Annotated in this window: 13 protein-coding genes; 6 read left to right on the top strand and 7 right to left on the bottom strand. The window is 40.1% G+C overall.

Annotation, left to right across the window (positions count from 1 at the left end):
• Positions 1 to 23: 23 nt before the first annotated feature.
• Positions 24 to 1043, top strand: coding sequence for a type IX secretion system membrane protein PorP/SprF (locus ACQY77_RS04895; protein WP_421939103.1), 1020 nt, complete (start codon positions 24 to 26; stop codon positions 1041 to 1043).
• Here ACQY77_RS04895 and ACQY77_RS04890 read toward each other — a convergent pair whose 3' ends face one another.
• Entirely contained in the window at positions 1044 to 3071 is a 2028-nt protein-coding gene (locus ACQY77_RS04890) for a gliding motility-associated C-terminal domain-containing protein (RefSeq protein ID WP_421939104.1), read from the bottom strand.
• A 781-nt stretch (positions 3072 to 3852) separates the two neighbouring features.
• Between ACQY77_RS04890 and ACQY77_RS04885 the strand changes: the two genes are divergently transcribed.
• Together ACQY77_RS04885 and ACQY77_RS04880 are read left to right on the top strand one after the other, a co-directional pair.
• Positions 3853 to 4668 carry a hypothetical protein gene (locus ACQY77_RS04885; RefSeq protein WP_421939105.1) on the top strand — a complete coding sequence of 272 codons (816 nt, stop codon included), beginning with the start codon at positions 3853 to 3855 and terminating at the stop codon, positions 4666 to 4668.
• A 411-nt stretch (positions 4669 to 5079) separates the two neighbouring features.
• Positions 5080 to 5379, top strand: a complete 300-nt coding sequence (locus ACQY77_RS04880; protein WP_421939106.1) for a GIY-YIG nuclease family protein — start codon at positions 5080 to 5082, stop codon at positions 5377 to 5379.
• 525 nt (positions 5380 to 5904) lie between these two features.
• Here ACQY77_RS04880 and ACQY77_RS04875 read toward each other — a convergent pair.
• A complete protein-coding gene (locus tag ACQY77_RS04875; protein ID WP_421939107.1) occupies positions 5905 to 7878 on the bottom strand; it encodes an ATP-binding protein in 1974 nt (657 codons plus the stop codon).
• A 256-nt stretch (positions 7879 to 8134) separates the two neighbouring features.
• Between ACQY77_RS04875 and ACQY77_RS04870 the strand changes: the two genes are divergently transcribed.
• Complete coding sequence (locus ACQY77_RS04870) at positions 8135 to 8887, top strand: MBL fold metallo-hydrolase (protein ID WP_421939108.1); 753 nt, start codon at positions 8135 to 8137, stop codon at positions 8885 to 8887.
• Between the two features lie 8 nt (positions 8888 to 8895).
• Here ACQY77_RS04870 and ACQY77_RS04865 read toward each other — a convergent pair whose 3' ends face one another.
• From ACQY77_RS04865 to ACQY77_RS04850, 4 genes are all read right to left on the bottom strand, one after another.
• Positions 8896 to 9930 carry a tellurite resistance/C4-dicarboxylate transporter family protein gene (locus ACQY77_RS04865; RefSeq protein WP_421939109.1) on the bottom strand — a complete coding sequence of 345 codons (1035 nt, stop codon included), beginning with the start codon at positions 9928 to 9930 and terminating at the stop codon, positions 8896 to 8898.
• A 14-nt stretch (positions 9931 to 9944) separates the two neighbouring features.
• Positions 9945 to 11612 carry a molybdopterin-dependent oxidoreductase gene (locus ACQY77_RS04860; protein WP_421939110.1) on the bottom strand — a complete coding sequence of 556 codons (1668 nt, stop codon included), beginning with the start codon at positions 11610 to 11612 and terminating at the stop codon, positions 9945 to 9947.
• 258 nt (positions 11613 to 11870) lie between these two features.
• Positions 11871 to 12587: a LytR/AlgR family response regulator transcription factor gene (locus tag ACQY77_RS04855; RefSeq protein ID WP_421939111.1), complete on the bottom strand. Its 717-nt coding sequence runs from the start codon at positions 12585 to 12587 to the stop codon at positions 11871 to 11873.
• Between the two features lie 14 nt (positions 12588 to 12601).
• Complete coding sequence (locus ACQY77_RS04850; RefSeq protein ID WP_421939112.1) at positions 12602 to 13672, bottom strand: sensor histidine kinase; 1071 nt, start codon at positions 13670 to 13672, stop codon at positions 12602 to 12604.
• Between the two features lie 224 nt (positions 13673 to 13896).
• Here ACQY77_RS04850 and ACQY77_RS04845 point away from each other — a divergent pair, with 224 nt between their 5' ends.
• Positions 13897 to 14343 (top strand): hypothetical protein, encoded by a 447-nt coding sequence (locus ACQY77_RS04845; RefSeq protein ID WP_421939113.1) that lies wholly within the window; start codon positions 13897 to 13899, stop codon positions 14341 to 14343.
• Positions 14344 to 14409: 66 nt separating this feature from the next.
• Here ACQY77_RS04845 and ACQY77_RS04840 read toward each other — a convergent pair whose 3' ends face one another.
• Positions 14410 to 15471 carry an SDR family oxidoreductase gene (locus ACQY77_RS04840; protein ID WP_421939114.1) on the bottom strand — a complete coding sequence of 354 codons (1062 nt, stop codon included), beginning with the start codon at positions 15469 to 15471 and terminating at the stop codon, positions 14410 to 14412.
• Between the two features lie 85 nt (positions 15472 to 15556).
• On the opposite strand from ACQY77_RS04840, the gene ACQY77_RS04835 reads away from it, so the two are divergent.
• Positions 15557 to 16348: a helix-turn-helix domain-containing protein gene (locus ACQY77_RS04835; RefSeq protein ID WP_421939115.1), complete on the top strand. Its 792-nt coding sequence runs from the start codon at positions 15557 to 15559 to the stop codon at positions 16346 to 16348.
• Positions 16349 to 16443: the final 95 nt, after the last annotated feature.

The following is a 16443-nucleotide window of genomic DNA, read 5'->3' as shown; positions in this document are numbered from 1 at the left end:
TTGTAGAGTTTAAGCTTTTCGTTATGAAACACAGGTCTTTCTTATGCTTAACTGTAATTATGCTTTATTCGTATTGCGTTAGTGCACAGCAGAAACCCCAATATACACAGTATGTAATGAATAATTATGTACTTAATCCGGCACTAAGCGGAATAGAGAATTATATTGATTTGCGGATAGGGCACCGCCAGCAATGGCAGGGTTTGCAAAATGCGCCTAAAACATCATTCGTTAGCGCTAATTGGGCGCTGGGGAAGGAGTATTTATGGGGTAATGCGCTGTCTTTTGAACAAGATGGGAATGATCCCAGGGGGAGAAATTATGCACAATACTACACCGCTTCACCCGCCCATCACGGCATGGGGATATATGCAGTAAGCGATAAAGCAGGTGCTTTATCAACGGCGGTCTTTAACCTGAGTTATGCTTACCATTTGGCTGTTGGCCAGCGCTTAAACCTTTCTTTGGGCCTATCTGCTGGTGTTTCAAGAACAGCAATTGATGAAAACAGTTTATTGCTGGAGAACCCTAACGATCCGGCCTTGAGTAATGCCGGAAGGAAATTAATCCGCCCTGACCTGGCAGCAGGAGTTTGGTTATATGGCCGGCGTTTTTTTTCAGGACTTGCTGTACAGCAACTGGTTCCCAATTCTATTTCTTTTCACAACGATAGCGCCTTACAACCCTCAGCTAAACAAGTTCCCCACGTATTTTTAACCGGAGGTTACAAGTTTGATTTATCTGAAGATATTTCAACTACGCCATCCATCCTTGTAAAGTGGATTGCACCAGCACCCACATCAGTAGATTTTAATGTTAAAATGGCCTTTCGCGATCAGTTGTGGTTGGGGGCTGGATATCGAAAAGATGATGCAGCAAGTTTAATGGCAGGCTTTAACATCAGTCATTTGGTTAACCTTACCTATTCTTATGATTTTACTACCTCTGAACTGAATCGGGTAAGTAATGGAAGCCATGAGGTAGTACTGGGCATTCTGCTCAATAATGTTTATAAAGTGGTTTGTCCGCAAAGAATGTGGTAATTACCTGATAAGTGTAATAGAACCGCTATATTTTAATGCTTTTCCCGTTAAATCAAATCCGGTAATGCGGTAAAAATATGCGCCTACCGGAACTGTTTTTCCATTCCATGAGCCATCCCAGGAGTCAAAAAGATCATTGCTGATAAAGATTTGGTCGCCATATCGATTGAAGATCTTAATTTGATATTGCGCAATACTGCTGAGGTTAATATTGAACTTATCGTTAATACCATCCCCATTTGGCGAGAAAGAGTTGGGGATTTGTACAATGTTGGCATCCAGTATCACTATATCACTTACAAGTGCTGTATCCAGGCAACCAATGTTAGAAAAGGATTTAAGCAGTACAGTATATTTGCCGGGTTTTACATACTGATGAGCCGGATTCTCTTCGTTAGAAAATTGCCCGTCTCCAAAGTCCCATTCATATCGGTCTGCATATTGAGATTGATTGTTAAAATGGATGGTAACAGGGGCTAAAAATTTTCCCGGTAGCTGTACATCGGTGTTAAATGAAGCAATTGGAACATCAACAACAGCAGTAACAGTTGCAGTAGCCGCCTCGCTTTCACAATCTCCAACTTTGATCTTTAAGGTATAATCTCCCGCCTGGGTAACTGATTGCATAGCCAGGCTAAGATTGGCTACGTTTGCCGTAAAATTATTGGGGCCTGTCCAGCTATACGTGGCTCCAGGTACTTCATTAGTGGTTAATTCCAATACATCTCCTATACAAAGGGCTGACCTGTTTTGTTGTATTACGGGAGTTGCAGGTTTTAAATTAACATCAAAAGTTAAACTTTTAATTACATTACAGCCACGATCACTTATAGCCTCTAAGGTTACCGTTTTCTTACCCGGACTAGCGTAGGTAATTTCATGAGGACCTGCGGTATTGGCATTTTGTATACTTGCACCTTCGCCGAAATTCCAGATCAATTGATTGTAGTTGCTGGCGGTGGCAGTAAAATTAAAACGTTGATTCGCTTCGCAGGCATTAATTTGTTGCTGTTGTATTTCTGCAGATGGGCCCAAAAACTCTCCCGTTCCATCAAATGCCAAGGTAAAGCCATTGGCTCCGCTGGAGAAATTATCGATCAATAATGCGTAGGCATGACCAGCTACCATGTCTATTGATTTAACAAAGCCATCCTGACCTGCAACACAGCCAGATTGCTCATTCAAATCTAATGAAGTGCTGTTTGCACCGGTAATGAAATAACGCGGTGAACAATTAACTCCGCTCCCTGAAGCACATCTCATAATATACTGTGCAGAGGGCAGTTGTCTGCTTGATGCGGGGCCCAGATCATACAATACCCAATCAATGTCATCTGTGGTAGTAGTAGGGGTGATGGTAAAACCAAGATTTCCATTATTGGCAGCGATCCAGGTATACCAGGCAGTATTAGATTCAACATTAAGGCAACTCCCAATGGATTCTCGATTGTTGAGCCCTGCACCACTTACCTTTTGTTCCGTAAAAGTAGATTTGCTACACAATAAAGCTGCCGAGGAGTAATCTTGTCCGGGTTTATGCGGTGGGTTATAATTATTTGCACAAAGTTTAAAAGTGCCCGTCTGGTTATTTTCTGCGCTTATTCTAACGTAATATTGTTGGCCAATGGTTATTCCTCCCTTATAAGCTGTAGTTATATTTCCATTTATCAACATAGAACCTACCTGCTCTGTGAGTACATTATTTTGGTAGGTATAAATGGCAACTAAAGGATTATTTAAAGTATTGCCATTATCGATTGTTCTCCCAGTTACGGTGATCGAAATATCTGTAGCAACAGCAGTAAAAGTATACCAGATATCGTTACCTTCAGTAATCCAGGCATCCGCTTTTTTGTATCCACTTGGTGTAGCCCCAGCATTACTAAAAAAAGCGTTTGTTGAGCAGTATGCATTAATTCCTGGAAGAGGAAGTGCATTTGTAATGTTATCATTTGCAGGCGTTTGTCCATGCAAACTGGCCAACTGGGCCATAATGAAAATTAGCAGTACAAGAATGGAGCGTATCATAATTTTATAATGCTAAACTAATAAAAATAATTGTCATTCCGCCCCTGTCATTCAGACCACTGTTGTTCCGATTATTTGTCATTCAGAACACTTGTCATTCCGACTCCGGAGGAATCTATTAAGGAATTCCTTCTAGACAGATCCTTCGCTTACGCTCTGGATGACAGTAAGTGGTGCTCTGGATGACATAATCCGGGTATTTGTCATTCTGATTATTTTTCATTCCGATTATTTGTCATTCCGACTCCGGAGGAATCTGTTAAGGGATTGCTTTTAGGCAGATCCTTCGCTTGCGCTCTGGATGACAATAAGTAGTGCTCTGGATGACGGTTTGCTGTTTTTTGTCATTCCGACTTCGGAGGAATCTGTTAAGGGATTGCTTTTAGGCAGATCCTTCGCTTGCGCTCTGGATGACAGTTGTGGTGCTTTGGATGACGGTTTGCTGTTTTTTGTCATTCCGATTTTTTGTCATTCCGACTTCGGAGGAATCTATTAAGAGAATCCTCTACATAAATCCTTCGCTCCCAATGTTAAATCGGGACAGGTATAGCGCACTACAAACAGAGTAACCCTAAACTACGAAGCGGTTGGCATTAGACATTGGCTTTAACCAGAAGGAAGATGAACTTGATACTATGCCAAACACGGACTTGTATGGCACTTAACACGGACTTTAGTCGGATTAATGTTGGGGGTAAAAAAGACTTGCTTCTTTTGAAAAAGAAACAGGAATGTCTTATATTAGAGTAATCATCCCATGGTTGCACTAATATACAAAATTATGGCTACATCAAATGGGATAATTTCAATTAAAGGAAAACTCGGCGATTTAATCTTCTATCGGGTAGGAAAAAAAGTGCTTATTCGAAAGCAGGCAGAAGAATACCAACTTTCCGATAACAGTAAAAAAAGCGGGAAGGATTTTGGCGAGGTCAGCAAGTTAGTGGCATATATTAAAAAAGGCTTCGAGCTTTTCGTTAAAAACTATGCCCTTGGCGAATTACATTCCCGATTGAACAAGCGCATACATGAAATATTTAGAACCATACCTGCTGTTTATTTAGGTCATAAACAACTTTCAAAAGGTAATATCAACTTGCTAAAAGGTTTTGAATTTAATAAGACTACCGCACTTGGCTCACTTCTTTATCAAGTTCCAGGAGCGTATCCGTCTCCTGATGGTATTTTGGATTTAACTTTGCCTAAAGCTAGCCTCAGTAAATTTTGTAAGCAAGTGCCTCGTGCTACAAAGTTGTTATTGCAATTGCACATTTTTCATTTTGATCTGGCCGGTGATGACTACGAAATCCATCTGATTCAGAACTTAGAGATTTCTTTAAAACAAGCGAATTTTCCCGGCGCTTCACTACAGGTTGAAACCAACCGGGCAGGAGAACGGGCGCTGTTAATTGCTGTAGGAGCATCTTATTGGTTAGAACAGGATAAATTAGCCGACAGACGATATTTTGCCTGTCGGCTTACCCATGTTTTTCATTTAAGAGATGGTCTGCCCGTTCCGTTTGTGCAAGAGCAGAAGCAAGCTATAGCACCTGTTGAGGAAATAAGTGGATTGAGCTGGAGACTTAATGAAGATTAATTTTGCCGGTAAATAAAACAGTACATGATACGCAAAACGTATGATTGATATGGAAAATAAGTTTTGCTGTTTTCTAAGCATGAGTTTCCCCTTTTACCTGTTCGATGGCTGTAAATATCCCTACATCCTGACTTTTGTCATTCCGACTTTGGAGGAATCTGTTAAGGGAATCCTTTATACAGATCCTTCGCTTACGCTCTGGATGACAGTGGCGCTCTGAATGACAGTTGTGGTGTTCTGGATGACAGAATCCGGGTGTCTGTCATTCCAATTACTTGTCATTCCGACTTTGGAGGAATCTGTTAATGGGAATCCTTTATACAGATCCTTCGCTTACGCTCTGGATGACAATTAGTAGCGCTCTGGATGACAGTAAGTGTTAATTGCCTAAAAATATCATTGCTAAATATTATGAAAGATCACAACTATTTCATTTATATGTTAACCAATTACAACAGAACGGTTTTATACACAGGAGTTACGAATGATTTGTTAATCAGGCTCAAACAGCATCGGGACGGAAAAAAGCCATATTCATTTACTAAAAGATACAAATGCTTTTATCTGGTGCATTTTGAGCGCTATCAATACATTACTGACGCAATCGACCGCGAAAAAGAAATAAAAGGTTGGTCAAGAGCTAAAAAGAATGCATTAATCGAAACCGAAAATAAGGAATGGCGGTTCCTTAACGAAGAAATTGGGGATTAAAATCACGGCTTGTGCGCGCTGCATGATAGGATTTGAATATTTGTCATTCCGATTATTTGTCATTCCGACTCCGGAGGAATCTGTTAAGAGAATCCTTTTAGGCAGATCCTTCGCTTGCGCTCTGGATGACAGTTTGCTGTTTTTTGTCATTCCGACTTCGGAGGAATCTGTTAAGGGATTGCTTCTAGACAGATCCTTCGCTTACGCTCTGGATGACAATAAGTAGTGCTCTGGATGACGGTTTGCTGTTTTTTGTCATTCCGACTTTGGAGGAATCTGTTAAGGGATTCCTTCTAGACAGATCCTTCGCTTACGCTCTGGATGACAGTTTGCTGTTTTTTGTCATTCCGACTTCGGAGGAATCTGTTAAGGGAATCCTTTATACAGATCCTTCGCTTACGCTCTGGATGACAATAAGTGGCGCTCTGGATGACAATTAGTAGCGCTCTGGATGACAGTGATGCCCTGGATGACAGTGGCGCTCTGGATGGCAGTTGATGGCGCACTAGATGAAAGCACCATAGGCTACCGCGCGCGAGGCAATAAAAAATAGAAAACCGATCCTGTTCCTGGTTCGCTGGTTACCCCAATTTTACCACAATGTCTTTCTATAATTTCTGCGCAGAGGTATAATCCTATGCCAAAGCCCGGAATGGTCCTGGCTTCAGGGTTGCCCACCCGGTAAAACCTTTCAAAAAGCTTTTGGGTATCTTCGGGCTTTATACCTATCCCCTGATCTTTAACACTTACCTTGGCAAAACCATCTTCTTCCTCACAGTGGATTTCTATTTGGCTTCCGGCAAGCGAATATTTAATGGCATTGCTTAAAAGGTTTGAAATAACGGATGTGATTTTATCTCGATCTACATTCACCATGATCTCGCTATTGGCAACAAAACTAATGTGGTGAGCGCTTGACCAGGTGCCAACATCTTCAATTACATATTCGATGAGTTCATGAAGATAAACATCTTCTCTATGTAAACTAATCTTTCCGGCTTCAAGTCTGGATACATCCAGAAAACCGTTGATGAGATTACCCATTTTAGCAATTTGTTTATCTGCTCTTCCAAGAGCGGATGCAGCGAAACCATCACCGTTTTCGCGGGCTTTGTGTTCCAGAATCTGGATGTATCCCTTTAAAGAGGTGAGTGGCGTTTTAAGTTCATGGCTTACCATACTGATAAAATCGTTTTTTCTTAGCTCATCGGTCTTTTGCTCAGTAATGTCTAAAACCGATCCTATAAAGCGTATGGGCTTGTCGTAGATGTCAAAATAGGCTTTGCCTTTTGCCCGTATCCATCGCACCACGCCATCTTCAGCGCCTACGGTACGGTATTCCACATCATAATCGCCAGTAGTTTGACTTTTATCCAGTACACCCGCTATCACAGCCAGAATTCGTTCACGGTCATCAGGATGCAAACCCTTTACAAAGTCTTGTTCATAGCTCACCTCATCGTTGTGGCTAATTCCAAAAAGCGTTCTGCAGCGTGCATCCCATACCATGGTTCCATTCAGTAAATCCATATCGAAAGTTCCTAACTGTGCAGCAGCTTTTGACATTAGGGCCTGATCCAGCGCCAGCTCTAGTTTGTGCTTGGCATCCATTAAACTGTTCATGGTATTGCGCTCATCAGTAATGTCTTGTAGGGTTCCGCTAAATCTGAGGGGTTGTTGCTGTTCATCAAAAATCGCTTTTCCAACAGCCCTTACTATGCGTGGATTAGGGTAAACCGGGTTTCTGATTACATATTCAATATCATAAGATCCTCCGGAGCTAAAGTTCATGGCTTTAGCTATTGCAAGGTTAACCCGCTCCCTGTCCTGCTCATCAATTACACTGGTGGCCAGATTAAGTTCAATTTCCTCTTCAGGGCCCAAACCAAACCATTGTTTCAGCCGATCATTTCCTATAAATTTTCCGGTAAGGGGATTAAGGTCCCAGGTACCCAATTCTGCAGCATTAATGGCAAATTCTAATTCTGCTTTCGCTTCACTGATTTGCTTTAAGGTTTTTACTTTGTTGGTGGTCTCGTTGCAAGTTACCAATACCCCGCCAATGTTGCCGTCATCATTCAATAACTTACTGTAACTAAAGGTCCAGTAAACATCTTCTAATCGATTATTGCGAAAAATAGGAATGAGTTGATCTTCGCTCCATGTGCTTTCCCCTCCAGCCAGTACCTGATCAATAAGGGGTTTAATAATGGGCCATATTTCTTGCCAGCACTCGGCAGCAGGTTGTCCGAGAGCCAAAGGATGTTTACCTCCGGTTCCCAAACTGGGCCTGTAAGCATCATTGTAAAATTGAATTAATTGAGGTCCCCACCAGATAAACATCGGAAACCTGGAGTTTAAAACTATGCTTACAGCAGTTAATAAACTGGTGGGCCATTTATCCGGGCTCCCTAAAGCAGTGTTGGACCAATCGTAATTACGGGTAAGCTCGGCCATTTCTCCACTGGCATTAAGATATTTATGGTAATTGATGCTCATATGGGTATATAGTGGACAGTTAGCTTATGGTTTATAAAAATAGCGATAAAATAGAAAGAATCCTTGCTTTAAATCAATCTGCTCTATGGTTTATTAAGTATTGAAGGTTACCAAAATGTTAGGTTTTTAGCCGATGGTTATTTAAATCATTAAGCTCGCATGTGAAAATAATGATACATTTTTCGGAATTTTACCCCTGCAAAACAAGTTAGCAGCTTAATACTTGTACTTTTAAAACTCAGGATAGTCAGTTTAAATGAAGGATGAAATAGTCGTTACGGCACTTAAAGAAGGTTTTTTTACGGTTGATAAGGCCAAAAAATTTACCCCACTTGAAAATGAAGAAGCATTGGCAACAGCCCTTGCGGCGAAGGCCACTACAGTTTGCATTCAACCCTTTTTGATAAGAAAAGGAGATACAAATGTACTATTAGATACAGGTTTAGGTTTACATCAGTCTGGTAAGTTACAGCTTACTAAGCTTTTAGCAGAAAATGAAGTTGAGCCTGAACAGGTAAACATTATTCTTTTATCTCATTTGCACAAAGATCATACAAATGGATTGGGCCATTTTGAAGGGGAACGTTTTGTATTGAACTTTCCAAATGCACAGATTTTTTTGCAGGATAAAGAACTTAGTTTTGCGCTTTCACAAGATGGAAACCCTTCTTATAATATTCCGGTACTGAAAGCATTGGCGCAACTGGCTAATGTAGTTCGTTTAACAGATACCGAAGGTTGGATAAACGATTTTATTCGATTTGAATGCGTAGGAGGGCATACCCCATATCATCAGGTTTTTTGGTTTGGCCAAAAACCGCCTGTTGTTTTTTACGGTGGTGATAACCTGCCAATGTACGGCTACCTAAAATATCCGGTGGCTTACAAAAATGATTATGATGGTAAAAAAGCTTTATCCCTTAGGAAGGAATGGGAAACAAGGGCAGAGGAAGAACATTGGACCGTACTTTTTTATCACGATAAAAGATCAGCAGTAAAGCAGTTTTAACACATGTGTTAGCGGATGCTTTTTAAACGACTGTAAAGATTGCGTATAAGACCAATCATTACCGCGCACCAGGCAAATAATGCCAGGAATATAAAGTATTTCGGGATAACCATTAAAAAGGGCAGATTTAACGCTTCAGCTAATCTGAATGTACTAACAGAATACATGCCTAAAGGGAATACCATCGACCAGTAGCTTGGATCATAGCCATCGGCGCTTAGTGGTACTTTAATTTTTTTGCTGATGTGCCTCCAGCATCCCAATAGTACTAACAAGGGAATCCACCAGGAGCCCGCTGCCCAGAAAAGTAAGGTCAATCCTTTTAGAAAAGGAGAAATTTCTTTAATTAAAGGAAAATCATGCGCGAATAGAATTAACATGGAACCTGCAAGCGCCGTAATGGCAGTGGCACCCATATTAATCCAGTATGGTGCGCCTAACTCATCAGCATGCAAATCAAAAAAGGACATGCGATAAATAATCAGCGACATGATGTAGAGGTAGAATACAGAGCCAAAGAAAAAGAAGCAAAGCGAAATGAAGAGCAATACGTGATTGCCTTGTGCCAGTAATGTTCCCAATACTGAAATGGATTGAATAGCTACCACAAACAATAACCAGCCACCATTGATGCCCTCTTTTAAAGTCTTTTTATGGTCTGTTACCGTTAAATTAAAATATAAGCCATACCCAATTAATAACCAGAGGCATGCAGCAATAATGAGTAAAATTTTGGACAGGAAAAAGTATTGGTTAACCAATATAAATTGATTCCCAATGATACAGCATGCCGCTACCAGGGTAAGAAATCCAGGGCCACGTTCATAACTGTGGAAATCAGTCAAAACAGTTGTACTGAAATTAATAGTACGGTATACCAGGATGATTAAAAGAACAGCGAAAAAGCATGCATTCAGGATTAAAAATAGCTCTGCCATGGTAGGCCATTCTGCTAAAGTAAAGAAAACTCCAATAATGCCGGTTGCCATAACCAGAGAGAAATAAGAAGGTGGCAACTGCCTGATCTGTTCTTGTAAAATCATATTAGTATGCTCAGTTAAGTGCTGGCAAGGAGATCAAAATACTCGTCATCTTCATTTTTCCCACCATAACCTTTGCCCACGGTGGTATGAGAAGTTATAAATTCAATGCGTTCAATCCATTTAACCATTTTATAACCCAATTGATTTTCGATACGTAAACGCAAAGGGGCACCATATAGTTCTGTTAAGGGTTCATAGTTCATCTCCCAGGCTAAAAGTGCGCCGGGTTTCATGCAATTATCAAGGGTATGCGTATCGTAATAATGACCGCCATATAAACCCTCCCCAAAGGAATAAAAAACAACCGTTTTAACCGAGGGATGTGGTTTTACCATCTCGATCAACTTACTCATGGGCAAACCACCCCATTCTGCTATGCCCGACCAGCCTTGAATACAATGGTGCATGGTAATGTTCTGATCCTGGCCCAATGTTTTGAGCTCTTCCAGAGAGAACTCACTCGGACTTTCGACTAATCCACCTACTTTAAGCTTGAAATCTTTGAATCCATTTGATGCCAGGCTTTTCCATTCGGTAGATTCAGGTACTTTTCCGTTTGGCCAGAAAAAAGGGGTAATGTCTTCTTTCTTATAATAAAGCTGTGGTTTGAGCTTGTTGATAGAAAGTTTCCATAAGGTGCCATTAATCAAGGCTTCTGCACGTTGCAGAAGGCGGGGCCTTTTCCAGGAAAGCCAATGGGCAAGAACCCCAAATAAGATCATAAACAACAAGATGGCGATACCAAGATATAAACCTGAAGGATCATTTTCACTGTCTGTGCCATGGATAATGTGGTTCATGTTCCGAATCAACCCAGTTGCCACCACCATCGCTACATGAATGACTAAAAATGCCACATAAGCCACCATAACAAGGAAGTGCACAGACCTGGCGCCCTGTCTGTTGCCAAACATTTTGGGAAACCAGTGGAAACGGTTTTCAATAGCGGGCGACATGGCCATTCCACTGAGCATGGCAATTGGAGCCAGTAAAAATACAACAGCAAAGTAAGAGAGTTGCTGAAGTGCATTGTATTGATAAAATCCATTCGGTTCTATAGGCATATTGAATGTTGCGTAATGTACAAATACGCTCCAGGCATCAGGAACAACCTGCCAGGAAGAGGGGACAAGTTTGATCCATTGGTTGGTGGTAAATAATAAGATAATGAAAATGATCCCATTGAGAAGGAAAAAGGGTACATTGATAAAGTGCCAGCAACGGGCTAAACCAACTGTATGCCGATAGCCCGGTAATCCAAGCAAAGGACTAATGTACCGGGCATCTTCTTTCGCTGTCCATACTTTATCAAAGGGAACATTTAGCGGGGTAAAACGGGCCCATTCCGATCCGGGTGTGCAGCCATTATTCCAATATAATCTCGGATGATCGGCCAGTATAGACAAACCACTGCGGATAATGGTAATCAGGAAAAAGAAATTAACCCAATGGCTTAGCCTTAACCACCAGGGAAAACCAACTGCCTGCTTTAGCGCTGGAACAGGATTTAGTAATGGATCTGCCGGTAAGCCCCAGATTAAGTACTGTAGCCAGGCTATTCCTACTGTTGCCAGGATTAGTATACCTAAAATGTACCATACATGTTTTTTTAAACCAATGAATAGTCTGCGGTCACCGGGATAATGGACTGCCGCTTCTGCAGTTGTAAAATGAGGGATCATAAATGTTACTTTTATGAATAAAATCTGTTGGGTGCTAAAGCATTTTAAACAGACTGTATCCAGGGATATAAAAGCTATTTTTAATTTTCTCTTTTATGTTCAGGAAAATAAAATTTTGATTCAATTTAGTAAAAATATAAATACGCTGCTGTTAGAAATTATTTTGTGCCATATGAAGGCGCTAAGCATTCACTGGGCTATGAAGAGAAAAATATTTAACTAAAATACGTGAATATCTGATTTGTTAAGGAGGTGTAATTATCTGTTTATGGATTTTAATCCCTTTTCCAGCTCCTCCTTATAATTTCTTCCAACAGGTATCTGATAATCATTGATGATAATTCTATTGTGTTCAATTCGTTTAATGGCCTTGGTAGCAACCAGGAAAGATTTATGCACCCTGATAAACAGCAATACAGGAAACATTTCCTGCACCAGTTTAATTGATCCTTTGATTACAATTTTTTCTTGCAGGGTGTGGATAATGGCATAGTCTTTTAGTCCCTGAACATGTGTAATTTGATCAAATTGCAATCTGATTCTTTTTACCCCGCTTTTTACAAAAATAAATTCAGGAGCAGGTTCATGTTGTTCAAGCTGTGTATCATTTGTTTTCAGAGAAAGGAAGTCTTTGGCTTTTTTGATTGCTGCTAAGAACCTGGTAAAAGAGATGGGCTTTAACAAGAAGTCAATTACGCCAAGTTCAAACCCTTCAAAAGCATAATTGCGGTAGGCTGTTGTAAAAATGGTTAATGGTGGATCTGGCAATGCTTTCAGGAACTCAATACCCGTTATTTCTGGCATTTCTATATCTAGTAAGAGTATATCGGCTTCTTGGTTTTCTAAGTGGAGTAAGGCCTGTTTTGCATTGTTAAAAAAAAGAACATCATGTGCCTCATCCATTCTTTTCAAATAGCTGTCTATAATTTCCAACGCCAGGGGTTCATCATCTACAACAACCAGGTTTAGCTTCATTTTAATGTATTTGTTTAAAGTTCGATAATCAGTTTAGCTGAAAAGTTATCACCTTTATCCTCAAGTAAAAGCTGATGATTATTTGGATAAAGCAATTCTAAACGTTTCCGCAAGTTGCCCAGGCCTATTCCACCTTTAATTTTATGATGGGGCAGAGGCGACTTCGAATTCTCTACCGTAAAAAACAATGTCGAACCGCTTAGTGCAATGTTTACAGTTAGCCAGGCGTTTTCTGATTGCTGGCTCAGGCCATGTTTAAAAGCATTTTCTACCAAAGGGATGAGTAACAATGGAGCAATTTGATAGCCATCTATAGGTGTATTCACGTTTAGTTTAATGGCCGCTGCATGGCTAAAACGCAAACGTTCCAAATCCATGTAGTTATTGAGGTAGGCCACCTCCTTTTCTAAAGCCCCTTTTTCATCTGCACTGTCGTATAACATATACTCCATCATCTCTGATAGTTTAAGTACAACATAAGGCGCCTGATCTGATTTTTTAAGTGTTAAGGCATAAAGATTGTTTAACAGGTTGAACAAAAAATGTGGATTTATCTGCGCACGGAGAAAATCGACTTCAGTATTGAGTTTCTCGAGTGTAATTTTCTGAATAACCAATTGTTGCTCGTACCAATCCAGACTTAATTTAAGGGCAAGCATTAAGCCAAGGTACCACAAAGTGCTAAAAAAGTTGTAAGATAAAGATTCCATCAGCCTGCTGTTGCGTATAGGTCCAACCACATAGCCATAGAGATAGAAATCGAATAGACTTTGAATAATCAAATACCCGAATACAGAAAATGTTACCGCCGTGAAATAGGCCAGGTATTTTTTCTTTAAAAGGTATTGGGGTAGAAAGTATTGTAGGTTAAGATAGCCGATTAAAACCAATAACAATACCCTTACCGAAACACAAGCAACAAAGTAAGGCATACTGGCTTTATAGATCAGGTATTTCTTTTCATAGATAAAAAAACCGGTAATCAATATCCAATACAGGCCATGAATCAGCACCGACTTAACAGACATGCTGCGGTTGAAGAAGGGCAATTTAATGGGTTTATCCAGCATGTCCATTTCTATCATTTTTTGTGGCCAGGAAGCGTAACGGATATTAAAAGTAAAAGAAGCAAAAACTAAACTCAGTGCAAAATTATATCGACAAACGTCATAAATAGTAGATGAATATAATCATAAAAAGACTCATATCTATTATTTTGGTTGTTGCTCTACTATTTTTCTGTCTGGGTTTTATTAATGTTAATATTGTTCTGAAATAATTCTTTATCAATTACTTAAAGGGAAATAATATGAAAAAAGTTAAATTCAATCAGGTGCTGATTCAGCTATTTGCCCTGATTACTTTGTTTGTTGCTTTTGGATTCACCAAATTTGGTCTGGACAGTTATGAGATTTACCTTAATAACAATCTCGTATTGAAACAGGCCGTTAACCAACCCTTAAATTTAAGGATATTAAAATTAGAACAGGCCAAACCAGCCGATCAGTTGCGCATTATGTACAAGCATTGCACGATAAAGGGTGCCGGAACCGATAGGAGTATTGCACTAAAGGATGAAAAGGGAAACACCTTGAAAAAATGGGCATTTGCCAATACCAGCGGATCAGATTTAACCATGACCATTGCAGTAAAGGAAGTTTTGCAACTGGCCAGGCAGCATGATAATTTAAGCTTAAACTATTCCGCTAAAGAGCACCCAAAGGGAGAGATGCTGGCCTTGTTAAAACTTAAATAAATAGAAATTATCAAGCCGTTTAGGATAAAACCAAACGGCTTTCTCTAAAAAAATGGAGGCAATTTTTTAATAAGGAATAATACCTTTGTTGCGCATTTCATCAAATAAATCGTAGAACATCCTTTCTGTGTCAATAAATTCATGGAAACCCATCCTTCTGGCTTTTGTCCCATCGGCAAAGAAATCATAGTCCCATGAAAAAACAAAATCGCCAAAGGCCCAGGAAGAAATTTCTTCATAATTGTGTTTCAGTCCGTGCTCTTTTTTGATCGCCTCCCATAAACTTTCCTTATCCGCCATCATAGTTTGTAGCGACATGGGTAGAGGAGGAGCTGTTTGTATCTCAAAATAAGCAGCAATTTTGGGCCAAAGCTCATTCCATCGAAACAGATCGCCATTATTGATGTTGAAGGCCTGATTGGCACACTGCGGGCTGGTGGCTGCCCATACTGTTGCTTTGGCCAATAAGTTTGCATCAGTCATTTCCATGAGTTTATCATAAGCGCCAGGTTTGCCTGGAAAACGAAGCGGAATACCTAGTTTTTTGGAAATTGTTGCATATACAGCAATTACAAGTGCTAAATTCATAGGATTACCCGTAGAAGTACCGCCAACCACAGAAGGCCGAATAGCTGTCCAGGTCCAGCTTTTACCTTTTTGCCGGCTTTCCAGAAAATTTTGCTGATCCATATTAAACTCCGGAGGCATGTGTCTGGCATCAGTTTCTCTTGCAGGAGTTTTAAACGGACCTAAATGAGCCCCATATACTTTATAACCCTGCATTAAGCTAACATGTTTTAAGCCTTTCGCTACAGGTTCTATGGCTGATAACACATTTACTAACATGGCCATGTTTGGCGCAACCAATTCAGCCCAGCTTGAACGATCCTGATAAGCCGCATAGAAAATATGTGTAACATTGGTTAAGCTACTCAGTTTATCCATGCAGGAATCCAGATCAAGCAGATCAACTGCAATGTAACGGGTTGTAGCCGTGTCCGATCCTCCACGGCGTGATAAACCGATAATATTCCATGTTCCCAATGTGGCCAGATGGTTAATTAAGTTGGTGCCAATTACCCCATTTGCGCCTACCACCAAAGCTGTATTTTTTGTTATATTCATCATTTTAATTATTATTTGATGAACAAAGATTGAAGTATTCTGGTCGCAGAATAGGTAAAAAAATGATATAATGTTGTAAATTTCCGATATGAAACATTACCGCCAATTTGAACCCATCGTAATTTCTGATTTTGAGGCCTCTGTTTGGCAGCACCCCGAACATGATCACAATCATTACGAGATTATTTTCATTAAAGCAGGGTATGGTAAACATGTAATCAACGGGATTGAGTTTTCATATGTTCCGGGTAATGTGTTCTTACTGGGGCCGGAAGAGGCGCATTATTTCGAAATTAAGTCTTCTACGCATTTTATTTATTTGAAGTTTACAGATGCCTATCTGTATCAGGATGATGGGGGTACATTTGGCTCAGGTAGAAATTTAAATTATCTGATAAAGAGCAGGGAAACACATCTGGCTGGATTTACCTTCACAGGGCCTGAGCTCCAAACGGTCGGTTTGCTTTTTGAGGTGTTGCGAACATTAAAAAATGATCTTCTTGGTAACCAGGAGCTGATTTGGATGCAACTGCTAACCCTATCTCATATTTTAAAACGGAATATGCCAGAACTTGCAGTTTTGGGAGACAGAATCAACGATATGCAAGCCCTTTATTGTTATATTCATAAAAATATTTATGAGCCCTGCCAATTAAAATCAAAGGTGATTGCTGAACGCTTTAACCTTGCTCAAGGTTATTTAGGCCTTTATTTTAAGAGAAATACGGGTACTACTTTGAAAAGTTATATCCAGGAATACCGGGCAACACTTATCAAGCAAAGAATATCAACCGGTAATTATAGCTTAAAACAAATTGCAGGTGAATTTGGCTTGACTGACGCCAGCCATGTGAGTAAAATTATTCAGCGAAAGGAATAAGGTTGCAAGCGTGTAAATGACCTGAATTTGAGAGACAAACCCTTGTATCATAGCGAAATTGTATATCGTTGTGAACCAGATTGTAAACTAAAATC

It is taken from the genome of Pedobacter sp. (assembly GCF_965279535.1).
Taxonomy (GTDB): domain Bacteria; phylum Bacteroidota; class Bacteroidia; order Sphingobacteriales; family Sphingobacteriaceae; genus Pedobacter.
The sequence above is the reverse complement of the archived record's forward strand: the minus strand, read 5'-3'. Positions and strand labels throughout refer to the sequence as shown.

What these genes read in the sequence shown, in the direction of transcription:
- ACQY77_RS04870 (WP_421939108.1), top strand. Translation starts at nt 8,135, where the DNA reads ATGAAGGATGAAATAGTCGTTACGGCACTTAAAGAAGGTTTTTTTACG.
- ACQY77_RS04875 (WP_421939107.1), bottom strand. Translation starts at nt 7,878, where the DNA reads ATGAGCATCAATTACCATAAATATCTTAATGCCAGTGGAGAAATGGCC.
- ACQY77_RS04860 (WP_421939110.1), bottom strand. Translation starts at nt 11,612, where the DNA reads ATGATCCCTCATTTTACAACTGCAGAAGCGGCAGTCCATTATCCCGGT.
- ACQY77_RS04850 (WP_421939112.1), bottom strand. Translation starts at nt 13,672, where the DNA reads ATGATAGAAATGGACATGCTGGATAAACCCATTAAATTGCCCTTCTTC.
- ACQY77_RS04890 (WP_421939104.1), bottom strand. Translation starts at nt 3,071, where the DNA reads ATGATACGCTCCATTCTTGTACTGCTAATTTTCATTATGGCCCAGTTG.
- ACQY77_RS04885 (WP_421939105.1), top strand. Translation starts at nt 3,853, where the DNA reads ATGGCTACATCAAATGGGATAATTTCAATTAAAGGAAAACTCGGCGAT.
- ACQY77_RS04895 (WP_421939103.1), top strand. Translation starts at nt 24, where the DNA reads ATGAAACACAGGTCTTTCTTATGCTTAACTGTAATTATGCTTTATTCG.
- ACQY77_RS04835 (WP_421939115.1), top strand. Translation starts at nt 15,557, where the DNA reads ATGAAACATTACCGCCAATTTGAACCCATCGTAATTTCTGATTTTGAG.
- ACQY77_RS04855 (WP_421939111.1), bottom strand. Translation starts at nt 12,587, where the DNA reads ATGAAGCTAAACCTGGTTGTTGTAGATGATGAACCCCTGGCGTTGGAA.
- ACQY77_RS04880 (WP_421939106.1), top strand. Translation starts at nt 5,080, where the DNA reads ATGAAAGATCACAACTATTTCATTTATATGTTAACCAATTACAACAGA.
- ACQY77_RS04845 (WP_421939113.1), top strand. Translation starts at nt 13,897, where the DNA reads ATGAAAAAAGTTAAATTCAATCAGGTGCTGATTCAGCTATTTGCCCTG.
- ACQY77_RS04840 (WP_421939114.1), bottom strand. Translation starts at nt 15,471, where the DNA reads ATGATGAATATAACAAAAAATACAGCTTTGGTGGTAGGCGCAAATGGG.
- ACQY77_RS04865 (WP_421939109.1), bottom strand. Translation starts at nt 9,930, where the DNA reads ATGATTTTACAAGAACAGATCAGGCAGTTGCCACCTTCTTATTTCTCT.